At 73.1% G+C, this 14246-nt stretch carries 13 protein-coding genes; 3 read left to right on the top strand and 10 right to left on the bottom strand.

Features of this window, described 5'->3' with window-relative positions; all coding sequences use genetic code 11:
* The 6 genes from QN157_08650 to QN157_08625 all read right to left on the bottom strand — a co-directional run bounded on the left by QN157_08650 (nt 1) and on the right by QN157_08625 (nt 6704).
* Nucleotides 1–960, bottom strand: a complete 960-nt coding sequence (locus QN157_08650; protein MDR7555662.1) for a BadF/BadG/BcrA/BcrD ATPase family protein — start codon at nt 958–960, stop codon at nt 1–3.
* Nucleotides 953–2167 (bottom strand): serine hydrolase domain-containing protein, encoded by a 1215-nt coding sequence (locus tag QN157_08645; protein ID MDR7555661.1) that lies wholly within the window; start codon nt 2165–2167, stop codon nt 953–955. The genes QN157_08650 and QN157_08645 overlap by 8 nt, the downstream gene beginning before the upstream one ends.
* Before the next feature lie 77 nt (nt 2168–2244).
* On the bottom strand, nt 2245–3117 hold the full coding sequence (locus QN157_08640; protein ID MDR7555660.1) for an ABC transporter permease: 873 nt from the start codon (nt 3115–3117) through the stop codon (nt 2245–2247).
* A gap of 77 nt (nt 3118–3194) precedes the next feature.
* Nucleotides 3195–4142 (bottom strand): ABC transporter permease, encoded by a 948-nt coding sequence (locus tag QN157_08635; GenBank protein ID MDR7555659.1) that lies wholly within the window; start codon nt 4140–4142, stop codon nt 3195–3197.
* Between the two features lie 207 nt (nt 4143–4349).
* On the bottom strand, nt 4350–5858 hold the full coding sequence (locus tag QN157_08630) for an ABC transporter substrate-binding protein (protein ID MDR7555658.1): 1509 nt from the start codon (nt 5856–5858) through the stop codon (nt 4350–4352).
* Nucleotides 5859–6065: 207 nt separating this feature from the next.
* Complete coding sequence (locus QN157_08625; protein ID MDR7555657.1) at nt 6066–6704, bottom strand: GNAT family N-acetyltransferase; 639 nt, start codon at nt 6702–6704, stop codon at nt 6066–6068.
* 188 nt (nt 6705–6892) lie between these two features.
* Between QN157_08625 and QN157_08620 the strand changes: the two genes are divergently transcribed.
* The 3 genes from QN157_08620 to QN157_08610 all read left to right on the top strand — a co-directional run bounded on the left by QN157_08620 (nt 6893) and on the right by QN157_08610 (nt 10485).
* A complete protein-coding gene (locus QN157_08620) occupies nt 6893–8425 on the top strand; it encodes an ABC transporter substrate-binding protein (protein ID MDR7555656.1) in 1533 nt (510 codons plus the stop codon).
* Nucleotides 8426–8554: 129 nt separating this feature from the next.
* Nucleotides 8555–9541, top strand: coding sequence for an ABC transporter permease (locus QN157_08615; GenBank protein MDR7555655.1), 987 nt, complete (start codon nt 8555–8557; stop codon nt 9539–9541).
* Nucleotides 9542–9579: 38 nt separating this feature from the next.
* Nucleotides 9580–10485, top strand: coding sequence for an ABC transporter permease (locus tag QN157_08610; protein ID MDR7555654.1), 906 nt, complete (start codon nt 9580–9582; stop codon nt 10483–10485).
* 78 nt (nt 10486–10563) lie between these two features.
* On the opposite strand, the gene QN157_08605 is transcribed toward QN157_08610, so the two are convergent.
* The 4 genes from QN157_08605 to QN157_08590 form a co-directional block, all read right to left on the bottom strand.
* Nucleotides 10564–11391, bottom strand: a complete 828-nt coding sequence (locus QN157_08605; protein ID MDR7555653.1) for a hypothetical protein — start codon at nt 11389–11391, stop codon at nt 10564–10566.
* 214 nt (nt 11392–11605) lie between these two features.
* Nucleotides 11606–12172, bottom strand: coding sequence for a cytochrome c oxidase subunit 3 (locus tag QN157_08600; GenBank protein ID MDR7555652.1), 567 nt, complete (start codon nt 12170–12172; stop codon nt 11606–11608).
* A 21-nt stretch (nt 12173–12193) separates the two neighbouring features.
* A complete protein-coding gene (locus QN157_08595) occupies nt 12194–12427 on the bottom strand; it encodes a cytochrome C oxidase subunit IV family protein (GenBank protein MDR7555651.1) in 234 nt (77 codons plus the stop codon).
* Entirely contained in the window at nt 12424–14244 is a 1821-nt protein-coding gene (locus QN157_08590; protein ID MDR7555650.1) for a cbb3-type cytochrome c oxidase subunit I, read from the bottom strand. Before QN157_08590 ends, QN157_08595 begins: the two co-directional genes overlap by 4 nt.
* Between the last annotated feature and the right edge of the window lie 2 nt (nt 14245–14246).

The following is a 14246-nucleotide window of genomic DNA, read 5'->3' as shown; positions in this document are numbered from 1 at the left end:
TCATTCCGGCACGTGCGTGGCCAGCGCCGCCAGCAGGCGCTGGACCTCCAGGCCCGCGGTCCGCGCGGCCAGCAGCGCGGCGCCCACCTCGGGCGGGAACCGCGCCGGCTGCAGGCGCGGTGTACAGCCTGCGCCCGCCAGCGCCCGCAGCAGCGGCGCGCGCAGCAGGTCCCCGGCCTCGAACATGCCGCCGACCGCCACCAGCGCGAACGGCGTCCGCTCCCATCCCAGCTGTCTGGCCACAGCGGCCACCATCGCCGCCAGCGCCTCCCCGGCGGCGGCCAGGATCGCGGTCGCCACCGCGTCGCCCCCACGCGCGGCCTCGACGGCCAGCGGTGCCAGGGCCGCGACCTCGTCCACGCTCAGGGTGCGGGCGGGGATCTTCAACGACGCGAGCGATGTCAGGCGGAAGCGCGCACGCACCGCCTCGGCCAGCGCGGTGGCCGGGCCGCGGCCGTCGAATGCGCGCATGGCCGCCCGCAGCGTCGCACGGCCCACCGCGTACCCGCTGCCCTCGTCGTCGAGCAGCGGTCCCCAGCCCCCGGCACGGACCCGGCGGCCTGTGGCGTCGATCCCGAACGCGATCGAGCCGGTGCCGGCCACGATGACGATCCCCGGCTGGAGGGCCAGACCGCCGGCCAGCGCCGCCGCCGCGTCGTGGTCGATGGCGACGACGCGTGCCAGGCCGGCAGCTGCCAGCGCACCCTGCAGCCGCCGCGCCACCTCCGCATCGTCGGCGCCAGCCAGGCCCGCGCCCAGCGCGTCCGCGGGCGCCGACAGCCCGGCCGCAGCCAGCGCAGCGCGCGCCGCCTCGGCCACCACCGCCGCCGCCTCGTCGGGCTCGCGGTGGTAGGCGCTGGCCGACCGCACGGTCGCTGCGCCCCGTATGGCGCCGTCCACCAGGACCACGGCGCGGGTCTTGGTGGCACCCCCGTCGATGCCAACGACGGTCTCAGCCATCGCACGCCTCGAGCACCGCGTCGTGGAACGCCGGGCGGAACCCGACGATCGCGTCGTGTGCCGCCGACGGGTGCACGCGGTTGGTCAGCAAGACCACGACGAGCGCCCGCGCGGGATCGACCAGCACTGAGGTGCCCGTGAATCCCGTATGCCCGAACGCGCTGGGGGAGGCGCGCCGCCCCACGAACGGCCATCCGGCCAGGGCCCACCCGAGCCCGCGCCGCCCGGGCTGCAGGCCCCCGGTCTGATCGCAGAGGGCCTCGCGCACGACATCAGTGGGCAGCAGCCGTGCGCCCCTGGCAGCGCCACCGTCGAGCCAGGCTTGGCCCAGCGCGGCCACGTCGGCGGCGGTGCCGAACAGGCCGGCGTGGCCCGCGATCCCGCGGCCGACGTACCAGGCGTTGCCGTCGTGGACCTCCCCGCGCAGCACGTGGGTTCGCCAGGAGAACCGCGCGCCCAGCCCCTGCGCTGCGGCGCGCTGACGCTCGTAGGCGTTGCCCGCCTCGGTGGCCACGCACGGCCACGACACTGGGGGACGATAGCGGAGCGTGCGCATCCCCAGGGGCCGGCCGACGATGCGGCGGACCAGCACGTGCAGCGGCGCGCCGGCCAGCTGCTCCAGCAGGTAACCGAGGACGATGAACCCGAGGTCGCTGTACTCGACGCGGGTACCCGGGGGCGCGATGCGCGGCGTGGCGGCGATACGGCGCACCGCCTGCGCGACGGTCCGGCACCCGCGCGCGCGGGCCCCTGGGGCACGGGACCCATCGGGCGGCCGGGCAGCGGGCAGGTACAGCGGCTCCCAGGCCGGCAGGCCACCGGTGTGCGCGAGCAGGTGGCGGACCCGCACCGCCGCGTGCTGCCCGTGCCCGAATGCCGGCAGGTAGGCGCCCACCGGCGCGTCGAGGTCCAGCAGCCCGCGGCTCCACAGGTGCAGGGCCACGGCCGTCGTGGCCAGGGGTTTGGTGAGGCTCGCCAGGTCGAAGACCGCGTCGACGGTCATCGGCCGCGGCCGCGGGACGACCTGCGCCCACCCGAACGCCGCGTGCACGAGCCAGCGCCCCTCCTGCCGTACCGCCACCACCGCGCCCGGGAAGACGCCGCGCGCCAGCCCCTCCGTGATCGCCGCGCGCACCGCCGCGCGCACCCTCGCCGCGACCTCCGTCCGGCGGGCCCGTGCGGCGCGCAGCGCCGGGGGGCGCGTCATCGGGGCTCCGCGTCCGGCAGCAGACGCACCGCCACCGGCGGCCTCACCGCGGTCGGCCCGTCCCCCAGACGGCACCGTCATCGCAGCCTCGGGTCGAGCAGGTCGCGCAGCCCGTCGCCGAGCAGGTTGAACCCCAGCACGACCAGCATGATCGCCAGCCCGGGGAAGACCGCATTCCACGGCGCGAGCTCCAGGAACTGCCGGCCCTCGCTCAGCATGTTCCCCCACGAGGGCGTCGGCGGTTGCGTGCCCAGGCCGAGGAACGACAGGGCCGACTCCGAGAGGATCGCCAGCGACAGGCTCAGCGAGACCTGCACGATCACCGGCGGCAGCACGTTGGGCAGCACGTGGCGCCAGAGGATGCGCAGGTGGTGCAGGCCCAGCGCGCGCGCGGCATCCACGAACTCCAGGCCGCGCACGGTGAGCGCCGCCGCCCGGGCCACCCGCGCGAACTGGGGCGTGTAGACGATGCCGATGGCCAGCACCAGGTTGACCACGCTCACCCCCAGCACGGCCATGATGGCGATGGCCAGCAGGATCGCCGGGAACGCGAACAGGACGTCCATGGCGCGCATGGCGATCACGTCCCACCGCCCGCCGTAGTAGCCCGCGGCCAGGCCGAGCGTCGTGCCCAGGGCCAGCGCCGTCAGCACCGAGAGGAACGCCACCACCAGCGAGATCCGCGAACCCACCAGCACCCGGCTGAAGACGTCGCGGCCGAACTCGTCGGTGCCAAACCAGTAGCGCGGCCCGGGCGGCTGGAGGCTGTCTTCGGGGTGCATGGCGCGCACGTCGTGGGGCGCAAGCCAGGGCGCTGCCACCGCCACGCCCACGGCCGCCAGCACGATGGCCAGGCCCAGCGGCGCCACGCGTGTGCGCCAGAAGCGCCGCGCCCACCAGCGCCAGCCGACCTGCAGGCGCGGCTCTTCGGCCGGCGCCTGCGGCCGCACGCGCCTGGCCCCCGGCGCCGGGGCGCTGCCCGGCTGCCCGGGGCCGGCGTGCCGTACCGCTGCCGGGCCGGGACGCTTCACTGGTAGCGGATGCGCGGGTCGATCCACGCGTAGAGGAGATCCACGACCAGGTTGGTGAGCACGAACAGGAACGCGATCACCAGCACCACACCCTGCACCACCGGGTAGTCGCGCTGGAAGATGGCCTGCAGCACGAGCCGCCCCATGCCGGGCAGGGCGAAGATCTCCTCAATGACCACCGTGCCGCCCAGCAGGTAGCCCATCTGGAAGCCCGCCACGGTGATCACCGGGATCAGGGCGTTGGGCAGCGCGTGGCGCAGGAGCACCACCTGCTCGCGCAGGCCCTTGCCGCGCGCGGTGCGCACGTAATCCTGCCCCAGCACCTCCAGCAGCGACGAGCGCACGTAGCGCATGAGGATCGCCGCGATCGCCGCCCCCAGCGCCAGCGCGGGCAGGTAGAGGCTCTGCAGCGTGGCCAGGGGGTTGACGGTGATCGGCGTGTACTGCCCCAGCGAGACGTGCAGGTAGCGGGAGAACAGGAGGATCAGCATGGCGCCCAGCCAGAAGTTGGGCATCGAGAGCCCCAGCAGCCCGCCGACGCGCACCATGACGTCGAGGGCCGAGTTGCGCATCACCGCCGAGGCGATCCCCAGCGGCACGGCCAGCGCCACGGCCACCACCAGGGCCAGCGTCGCCAGCTGGAACGACAGCGGCAGCCGCGCCAGGACATCGGGCAGCACCGGCCGCGCGGTGCGCAGCGACACCCCGAAGTCGCCCCGCAGCACCCGGCCCAGGTAGTCGACGAACTGCGCCCACAGGGGCTTGTCCACGCCGAAGAAGCGCCGCAGCTCCGCCATCTGCTCGGGGGTCATCTCGACCTGGGTGCCCAGGAAGAGCTGCACGGCATCGCCGGGGATCAGGCGGATCAGCAGGAAGACGACGACGAGGATCCCCAGCAGCACGGGGATCAGGGCGAGCAGCCTGGTGGCCAGGTACCGCTGCACGGGCCGGGGACGCGGCGGTCCGGGGCGGGGGCGGCCTGCAGGCCGCCCCCGCCCGTCTCCGCAGCGCTACGAGCCTCGGGGGCCGTCGTGGTGGTGCGATGGAGACCGGCTCATGGCGGTGCACCCTCCGGGTGGGGACGCGCTGCGCGCATTCACGGCCGTGGCGGAGATGTACGTCGGCTCATGGCGGTGCACCCTCCGCGCGGGCTAGCGCTCGAGCGTCGCGCCCTCCAGGTAGTAGAGCGACCCGTTCCCGACGATCCGGAACCCCTTCACGTAGCCCTGCAGCACCTGGGTCTCCATGGGCGTGTACAGGAACAGCGCCGGTGCCGCTTCCACCAGCGCCCGCTCCAGCTGCGCGTAGATCGGCCGGCGGGCGTCGGGGTCGAGGTTCACGCGGCCGCGCTCCAGGAGCCGGTCGATGGCCGCGTCCTTGAACAGGAAGTTGTTGACGGCGCCGGTGCTGTGGAACGTGCGGTAGAGGAACCGGTCGGGGTCGGGATCGCCCCCGCGCAGCTCGACCATGGTGTCGAAGTCGCGCTGCACCCAGCGGTTGATGTAGGTGCCCCACTCGACGGTCTCCAGCGTGGCGGTGACGCCCACGGCGCGCAGCTGCTCCTGGATCACCTGGGCCACGGCGATGCCGCCTTCGTAGGTCGGCGAGGTCACGATGCGCGTGGCGAAGCCCCCGCCCACGCCGGCTTCGGCCAGCAGGCGCCGGGCGCGCTCCACGTCGCGCTGGTAGGAGGGCAACCGGCTGGCGGGCGTCGCCCACGGCGTTGAGGCCGGGATGGGGCCCGAGATCTGCGCGAACCCGAACTCGGCGGTGTTCACGATGGCCTGGCGGTCGATCGCCCACGACAGCGCGTAGCGCACCCGGGCGTCGGTGAACGGCGGCCGGGTGGTGTTGAACGAGAAGATGCGCAGGTTGATCCCGGGCTTCTGCAGCACCACCAGCCCGGGCTCCCGTCGGGCCTGGACGATCACCGGTCCCTGGTTGATGGTGGCCATGTCCAGGGCCCGGGTGCGCACCCCGGCCAGCAGCGAGGCCTGGTCGGGGATGACGCGGATCACGATGGTGTCGATCCGGGGCAGACCGCGGCGGAAGTAGTGGGGGTTGCGCACCAGCCGCATGAAGTTGTCGGGCACCCACTCGGCCAGCATGTACGGGCCGGTGCCGGCCACCGTGCGCTGGAGGTTGCCGGCCCGCTGAACCGCCGCCTTCTCGACGATCGCCAGGTTGCCCGAGGCCAGGCCCGAGAGCAGCGAGGCCAGCGGGAAGCGCATCTTGATGCGCACCGTGTAGCGGTCGACGGCCTCCACGTCGGTGATCACGTCGATGAACGAGCGGCCCGGCGAGCGCGTGGCCGGATCCAGCACCCGCTCCAGGGTGAACTTCACGTCCTCGGCGGTCATCTCGGCGCCGCTGTGGAACCGCACTCCGCGCCGCAGCCGGAAGACGGCCGTCCGGGAGTCGGGGAACTCCCACGACTCGGCCAGGTCGGGCTCGATCTCCAGCCGGTCGTTGTACCGCACCAGCTTGTTGTACAGGAAGTCCAGGCGCCGGAACGACGAGAACGCCGTCACCAGGTTGGGGTCGAGCCCCACCACCTCCTGGTCGACGCCAATGGTCAGCGTCGTCCCGCCCGGCGCTGCCCGCACCGGCAGAGCCGGCGCGACCAGCGCCACCACCACGAGCCCCACCCACCAGCGCATGCGCACAGCGTGTCCCTCCTTTGGGTGCACTGTCATCTGGTACGCGGTCGTCGAGCCTGCCCCCGCGCCCGCATCCGCGGGATGCCGGCCGAGGGGAACCGCCACGGACTGGTCGACCCCGCCCGGTCCCGGGTACCCCGCTATTCCAGTACAGGCACAGCACGGCGGCAGTACCCACCACGGACTGATCGTCCCCTGCCCGGCCCTTCATCCGCCCCGGGCCGGCACGGCGCCCGGACCGGGACTGCGCGCGCGCGACCGCCGGCCGCGGCGCGGGCGCGGCATGGCGCGCGCCTGGGAGTGCAGCCGCGACGGCTGGAGCGGCCCGCGGGTCTTGCGCAGCAGCACCTCGGTGACGCCAGGCATCACGTAGTCGACCAGCGCGCCCACCCGGACGTAGCCCAGCCGCCGGTAGAACGCCCGCGCGCGCCGGTTGAAGGCCGAGACCGTGAGGAAGACGTTGGGCCCGTGGCGGAAGATGCGCTCCTCGGCATGGCGCAGCAGCGCCCTCCCCACGCCCCGCCCGCGGGCTGCAGACGCCACGGCCAGCCAGCGCACGTAGCCGCTGTGGTGGAACGTGCCCTCGCGCCGGAACCAGACGAACCCCACCGGCGCCCCGCCGAGGGTGGCCACCGCCACCTCGCCTGCTGCCAGGGTGGCGGCGCCCCCGCGACGACGCGCGGTCAGCACCCGACGGAGGGCGCGGCGCGCGCGGCGCAGCGTCAGGCCGTAGCGCTGCCACAGCGGGTCGCCGGCGACGATGCGCGCGCACGTCTCCACGTCACCGGCGCGCAGGGGCCGGATACGGACGGACGGCTGCCGAGCAGACGCAGGCTCGCTGGGCACGATGCGGCGACTCCTGGCGGACAGTATAGCGCCGGCGGGGCGCCATGCCCATACGACGCGCGCCCGACAGCGTCCGCTGCGCGGGGACGCACCGCGCCACGCTCCCGCCGACAGGACCCGGCGGATTGCGACGCGAACCTCCGCATGGTCGCCAAGTGGACGGCCTGCGAACCCGGAGGTGAGCACCGATGAACCGATGGCCCGCCCTGTTCGTCGCGACCGGCATGGTCCTGGCGCTGCTGGCCCCGGCCACCCCTGCGCCCGCGCCCGCGGGCCTGCTGCGGGTGGGCATGGAAGCGCAGCCCACGACGATGGACCCGGGCCTGTCGACCGACCTCTACTCCCACCAGGTGTACTCCCACGTGCTGGAGGGCCTGGTGATGCTGGACACCCAGGGCGTCCCGCGCCCTGCGCTGGCCGTGTCGTGGACCACCTCGCCCGACGGCCGCACGTGGACCTTCGCGCTCCGCCAGGGGGTGAAGTTCCACGACGGGAGCGAGTTCACCGCCGACGACGTGAAGTACGCCATCGATCGCATCCTTGATCCCGCCACGCGGTCGCCGCAGCGGGGTGCCCTGTCGCAGATCGCCGCCGTCGACGTGGTCGACCGCCACACGGTGCGCATCACCACCCGGGCGCCGTTCGTCCCAATCCTCACCAACCTCGCCACGTCGGCCTACATCGTGCCGAAGGCAGCGCACACGCGGTTGGGCCGCGACTTCGCCCGGCGGCCGGTGGGCACGGGGCCGTTCAAGTGGGTGGAATGGGTGCCCGAGGAGCGGATCGTGCTGGAGGCCAACCCCGACTACTACGGCGGACGGCCTGCGATGGACCGGGTGCAGTTCCGCTTCATCCCCGAGGGCAGCGTGCGCCTGGCCGAGCTGGAGGCGGGCGGGGTCGACCTGATCGCCGGCGTCCCCGCGCCCGACCTCCGGCGCCTGCGGGTGAGCCTGCTGGTCGACCTGCACGAGGTGATCGGCACCAACTACCGGCTGATCGCCTTCAACACGTCGGTCAAGCCCTACGACGACGTGCGCGTCCGGCAGGCCATCGCCATGGCCATCGACAAGAAGAAGCTCGTCGACGTCGTCTGGCAGGAGCGCGCGGTCCTGGCCGAGGGCCCGCTCCCGCCGACGTCGTGGGCCTACGACGAGCGCTTCCGCGGCCACCCGTACAACCCGACCCGCGCCCGGCAGCTCCTGGCCGAGGCGGGCCTGGCCGGCGGCTTCGAGATGAACTACCTGATCTCCGAGAGCGAGGAGCTGCGCCGGGAGGCGCCGCTGCTGATCGACATGTTGCGGCCGCTCAACATCACCGTGAAGGTCACCGTGGTCGACTTCCCGACGCTGCTCCAGCGCCTGCTGCGCGCCGAGTACGACACGCTGCGCGTGGGCTGGACCACCAACCCCGAGCCCGACTCGCTGCTCTACAGCCCCTTCCACACGTCGGCGATCGGCGGTTTCAACTTCACCAAGTACCGCAACCCCCGCGTCGACGAGCTGCTGGACCGGGGCCGCACGATCACCAACCAGGCCGAGCGGGTGCGCATCTACCGCGAGGCGCAGCGGCTGATCGTCCAGGACGCGCCCATGGTCTTCCTCTTCCACGAGAAGCGCACCTACGCCACCCGGAAGGCGGTCGTGGGGTTCAAGCCGCACGTGAGCGGCTGGATCGTGTTGAAGACGCCCTACGGGATCGACGTCAAGACGGCGCGGCCGTAGGATCCGTGACCGGGCGGGCGCGGGCACTGCGACAGCGTCCGCGCCCGCCCGTCCGCCACCCACCGCGGTGACGTCGTCTGGATCGTCCACGCGGGCCGTGCTCCGGCCGGCGACCGCAAGGACACGCTAGTGGGTCGCTACATCGCGCGGCGCCTTTTGGCCATGGTCCCGCTGCTGTTTGGGATCTCGGTCGTGATCTTCACGATCATCCGGCTGGTCCCCGGCGATCCGATCGTCATCATGATCGGGGTCGAGCAGGCCACCCCCGACGAGATCGTCCGCCTGCGGCAGGTGCTGGGGCTCGATCAGCCCATCCCGGTGCAGTACCTGAAGTTCCTGCGGCGCGTGGTCACCGGCGACCTGGGGCTCTCCCTCGCATCCGACGAGCCGGTGAGCCGCCTGATCCGCGAGCGTCTCCCGGCCACCATCGAGCTGACGCTGGCGGCCATCGCGGTCGCCCTGGCCATTGCGATCCCCGCCGGGGTGGTCTCGGCGATCCGCAAGTACACCGTGGTCGACACGGCCGGCACCGTCGCGGCGCTGCTGGGCATCTCCATGCCCAACTTCTGGTTGGGCGTCATGCTGATCTTCCTGTTCGCGCTGCGGCTGGGGTGGTTGCCGGCGTCGGGGCGCCCGGAGTCGCTCGTCGGTGGCCTGGTCACCCTGGTGACCACGGGCGACCCGTCGGCGCTGGCCACGGCCGCCGCGCACCTGGTCCTACCGGCAGTCACGCTGGGCTCGGCGCTGGCGGCGGTGATCACGCGGCTCACCCGCAGCGCCATGCTCGAGGTGATCGGCCAGGACTACATCCGGACGGCGCGGGCCAAGGGCCTCCCCGGCCCGCGGGTGGTGCTGCGCCACGCCCTGCGCAACGCGCTGATCCCCGTGGTGACGGTCGTCGGCCTCGAGTTCGGCGCGTTGCTCGGCGGGGCGGTGATCACCGAGACGATCTTCGCCTGGCCGGGCATCGGGCGGCTGGCGATCCGCTCGATCTTCCAGCGGGACTTTCCCGTCGTGCAGGGCGTGGTGCTCATGATCGCCGTGGTGCGCATCTGCGCCAACCTGGCGGTCGACGTGCTCTATGCGGTCATCGACCCGCGGATCCGTTATCAGTGAGGGCGCCGGCCGCTGCGAGCCGGCCGCGACGTCGCGGCATGGGTGACAGCGCATCCCCGTTGCGCGCCGAAGCGGCCGGACGGGCCACCGCCGGTGCCGCCCGCCACGAGAGTTCCTGGGCGGCGGCCTGGCGTCGGCTGCGCCGTCACCGGCTGGCGATGCTGGGGATGGGCATCATCGCCGGCATCGTCCTGCTGGCGATCTTCGCGCCCCTGCTCGCGCCGACCGACCCGCTGGCGATCGACTACGCCCACCCGGCGGCGCCCCCGGGCGTCGGCGGGCATCTGCTGGGCACCGACGCGGTCGGCCGTGACATCCTGGCGCGCCTGATCTACGGGACGCGCATCTCGCTCCAGGTGGGGCTGGTGGCCGTGGGCATCGCGGCCACGCTGGGCACCCTCGTGGGCCTGGCGGCGGGCTACTACGGCGGGTGGGTCGACAGCGTGCTCATGCGTACGGTCGACGTGTTCCTGGCGTTCCCGGTGATCGTCCTGGCCATCGGCATCATCGCCGTGCTGGGACCCAGCCTGGTGAACGTGATGATCGCGCTGGGCCTGGTGGCGTGGACGACCTACGCGCGGGTGGTGCGCGGGCAGGTGCTGGTGCTGCGCGAGCTGGACTTCGTGCACGCCGCCCGGGCGGTCGGCGTGGGCGACGGGCGCATCCTGATCCGGCACATCCTGCCCAACACGCTGGCGCCGATCATCGTGCTGGCCACCGTCGGGATGGCCACGGCCATCATCGCCGAGGCGGCCCTGTCGTTCCTGGGGCTGGGCGTGCAGCCGCCGACGCCGTCGTGGGGCACGATGCTCAACGAGGGCCGCGGGTTCCTGCGGACCGCCCCGCACATCTCGACCTTCCCCGGCTTGGCCATCATGCTCACGGTGCTGGGCTTCAACTTCCTGGGCGACGGGCTGCGCGACGCCCTCGATCCACGGCTGTAACGCCGGAGCGGTAACGGCGCTCGCGGGGGGGCGCTTCGACGGCCAGCGGCCACACCACGTGCGATGGGGCGTTCTCGCCTACAGATCCCGTTCCCGGAGCATCCCCTCGGCCCGCGCCCACGCCCAGTACGCGAGCGCCCCGCGGCGGGCGCGCAGCCCGAGCTTCGCGCGGATCCCGTTGACGTAGGCGCGCAGGGTCCCGTCGGTCAGACCGAGTTGCCGGGCCAGCGCGCGGCGCGTGGACGCCTCCTCGCCGGGGGACGGAGGCACCAGGTAGTAACGCAGCAGGATGTCGATCTCGCGCCAGGTCAGCCGATAGGCGTCGCGCAACCGCGCGATCCCCTGCGGGGTGAGCCACTGGTGGACAAGGGCGCTGCCGCCGTCGCCGCGCCGGCCGTACCGGCGCACCGCCGACGGCGGTCCGTCTCCCGTCCACGGGCGAGAGGGCGGTCCCTGAGATGGCGGCGGCTCACACCCCACCGCGTCGCGCCACGTTCCCTTCCCGTGCGCCCAGCCGACCAACGCGGCGGCCAGGCGTGCCCCGCGCCGCATCCGGCGCAGCGGCACCGCGCGCGGCACGCCGGCCCGGCCGCACGGTGCCCAGCCGTCGACCACGACCAGGGGCCCCGGGACGTCGCCGGTGCCTGTGGCGACCACGACGTGGGGCACCCCGCGGTAGCGCACGATGCAGGGCCCATCCTGCAACCTGCGGGCGCTCACCCTCCGCGCCACCGGACACGTGGCAGCCCCGTCCAGCGGGCAGGTGCACGGGTGCCCGCCAGACGTGCACGCGAACCGGCCGGTGCGGTCGACCACCAGCACCGGACGGCCGACGAGCGCGCTGACCTCCTCGAGCAGGAAGCGCAGCAGGCGCCATGCATGGGGCCGCTGAGTGGACGGGTCCACAGCGGGCGGCATTCGCCCCGGGCAGGCGCGCTCCTCCTGGCGGCGCCCGGCACCGCGCGCGGCCCTCAGCGGTCCCGCGGCACGCCCTGGGAGCGCACGGCGCGGCGCACCACCAGCGTGGTCACGACATGGTGAAGACGAACGCCCCGGGAGCGCGGGGCGCGTCGGGACGCTCAGAGCCGCGTCGCCCACACCCGCGGCTGCCCAGCACCCCTCAGGGACTCACCAGGTAGAGCGTCGGGTAGATGAAGACCCAGGCCACGTCCACGAAGTGCCAGTACTTCACCACGCCCTCCACCGGCCAGTAGTCCTGCGGACCGTAGCGGCCGCGCCGACCGTGGGCGTAGACGAACGCCAGCAGCACCGCGCCGCTCAGCACGTGCAGCGCGTGGAGGCCGGTGAGCGAGAAGAACGCGGTGCCAAACCGTGTCGACGGCGGGAAGGCGTGGAACCCCTCACGCCACTCGACGACCACGCCCGCGAGGAACGCGCCCGCCAGCCCCAGCGTGGCCAGCACGTTGCGCAGGAACCGGGCCCGGTCGCCGTGGGCGATGGCGCTCTCGGCGCGGTATGCCGTCAGGCTGGAGGCCAGCAGCACGGTGGTGATGGCGAGCCCCAACGCCTGGTTGAGCTCCGCCGGACGGGTCAGCCCCACCATGGCGAAGCGCGCGGCGATGAAGGCGGAGAACAGCAGGGCCTCCGAGGCGATGAACAGCCACAGACCCAGCCGCCCGCTGGCCAGGTCTGTGTGCGGGGGTGCGTGCGGCGCGAGGCTCGCCATCGTCTCCTCCGGGATGTCCCGTCAGGGGCCGCCGGGCTCCTCCGGGCGGCGCCACAACTGGGCCACGTGCATGAAGTAGTGCGCGATCAAGCCTGCCTCCACCACCTGGACCACGATCAGGTACCACAGCAGCCCCGGCACGCGGGCGACGGCCGCGTACCACTCGACGACCGCCAAGACGCCCAGGGCCACGAACACGCCCCACCCCCGGCGCAGCGCGCGGGCCAGGGCTGCCTCCTGCGGCGGGCCCGTCATCGATCCCCTCCGGCCGCCGGCATGACGGCGTGGCGCAGGCCAGGCTGCCCGTAAGGATAGGGTGGCCCGACCACCTGGGGCGGCGCCGGGAAGTTGTGCTCGGGCGGCGGCGAGGGCACCTGCCACTCCAGGGTCGTCGCCTGCCAGGGGTTGGCCGCCGCACGTTGCCCGCGTACCCATGCCTGGCCCAGACTGGCCACGGCCGCCAGCACCCCGGCGCCCAGCAGGAAGGCCGCCACGCTCACGAACAGGTTCACCCCGGCCAGCGCGGGCGGGTAGTCACCGATGCGGCGGTTCATGCCGTGCAACCCCAGCCAGAACATGGGCAGGAACGTCGCGTTGTACGCCAGGAAGATCCACCAGAAGTGCAGCCGCCCCAGGCGTTCGTGGTACATGCGGCCGGTCAGCTTCGGGAACCAGTAGTACAACGCGGCGAACAGCGCGAAGATCTCGCCGCCGACGATGGTGTAGTGGAAGTGGCTGACGACGAAGTAGGTGTCGTGCAGGTGGAGGTCGGTGGCCACGTCGGCGTTGAAGATGCCCGTGAGCCCGCCGATGAGGAAGTTCCACAGGAACCCCACGCCGGCGAACAGCATGGGCGTGCGCAGCCACAGCCGGCCGCGCCACAGGGTGCCCAGCGCCGAGAGGAAGACCAGGCCCGTGGGTACCGAGATCGCCTCGGTGGTGACCAGGAACGGCGCGTGGAGCCCCTCGCGCATGCCGCTGGTGAACATGTGGTGCGCCCACACCAGCGGGCTCAGGCCCACGATGCCCAGGAACCCGCCCACGGCCCACCGGTACGCGTACAGCGGCGTGCGCGCGGAGTGCGCGATCACCTCCAGCGCCACGCCGAACGCCGGCAGGATCATGATGTAGACCGCCGGGTGCGAGTAGAACCAGAACACATGCTGATAGAGCAGCGGCGTGCCCTGCCGTGCGAAGTGGAAGAAGGCCATGCCGACCTGGCGGTCGAGCAGCACCATGAGCAGCGCGGCCGCCAGGTACTGGGTGAACGTGAACGAGAGCAGGGACGCCGCGAAGACCGACCAGACGAAGATGGGCAGGCGCCCCCACGTCATGCCCGGCGCGCGCAGGCGCGCGATGGTCACGACGAAGTTGATGCCGCCCAGAATCGACGACAGCCCGAAGGTGACCACCGCCAGGATGAACAGCGCCTGGCCCGCCGGGTTGATCTCCGACAGCGGGGGGTAGGCGGTCCATCCGGTGTTGAACCCGCCCACCAGCTGCGCCCCCAGCAGCAGCAGCGCCACCGGCGGGACCAGCCAGTAGCTCAGGGCGTTCACCCGGGGGAAGGCCATGTCGGGCGCCCCGATCATGAGCGGCACCAGGTAGTTGCCCAGCCCGCCCAGCACCACCGCCACCGCCACGGCGATCATCACGATCCCGTGGAGGCTCATGATCTGGTTGAAGGCCGCCGGGCCGACGACGCTGCGGCCCGGCCAGGCGAGTTCCACCCGCATCAGCAGGGCCATGGCTCCGGCCAGGAGGAACAGGCCTACGAAGGTCACCAGGTACTGGAGCCCGATCACCTTGTGGTCGGTGCAGAAGGTGAAGTAGCGGCGCCACCCCGGCGCGTGCACCGGACGCACGGCCAGGCCAAACCACCCCCGGGCCCACGCGTCCCACAGCCCGATCCCCGCCAGCCAGCCCGCCAGGGCGAACGGGTAGCCGACGGTGAGGACGGTCTCCAGGCGCCAGGCCGGCCCGCCCAGCCACCGGACCAGCGCCGCCAGCCCCGGCCCGCCACCCAGGTAGCCGAGCGCACCCCATGTCAGACCCCGCAGCACGAACCGCATCG

It is taken from the genome of Armatimonadota bacterium (assembly GCA_031459855.1).
GTDB lineage: Bacteria > Sysuimicrobiota > Sysuimicrobiia > Sysuimicrobiales > Humicultoraceae > Fervidifonticultor > Fervidifonticultor primus.
This window is presented reverse-complemented; position numbering and strand designations above follow the sequence as displayed.

Excerpts from the sequence above, each read along its gene's own strand:
- QN157_08650 (MDR7555662.1), bottom strand. The coding sequence starts at position 960 with ATGGCTGAGACCGTCGTTGGCATCGACGGGGGTGCCACCAAGACCCGC.
- QN157_08645 (MDR7555661.1), bottom strand. The coding sequence starts at position 2,167 with ATGACGCGCCCCCCGGCGCTGCGCGCCGCACGGGCCCGCCGGACGGAG.
- QN157_08630 (MDR7555658.1), bottom strand. The coding sequence starts at position 5,858 with ATGCGCTGGTGGGTGGGGCTCGTGGTGGTGGCGCTGGTCGCGCCGGCT.
- QN157_08620 (MDR7555656.1), top strand. The coding sequence starts at position 6,893 with ATGAACCGATGGCCCGCCCTGTTCGTCGCGACCGGCATGGTCCTGGCG.
- QN157_08610 (MDR7555654.1), top strand. The coding sequence starts at position 9,580 with ATGGGTGACAGCGCATCCCCGTTGCGCGCCGAAGCGGCCGGACGGGCC.
- QN157_08600 (MDR7555652.1), bottom strand. The coding sequence starts at position 12,172 with ATGGCGAGCCTCGCGCCGCACGCACCCCCGCACACAGACCTGGCCAGC.
- QN157_08595 (MDR7555651.1), bottom strand. The coding sequence starts at position 12,427 with ATGACGGGCCCGCCGCAGGAGGCAGCCCTGGCCCGCGCGCTGCGCCGG.
- QN157_08590 (MDR7555650.1), bottom strand. The coding sequence starts at position 14,244 with ATGCGGTTCGTGCTGCGGGGTCTGACATGGGGTGCGCTCGGCTACCTG.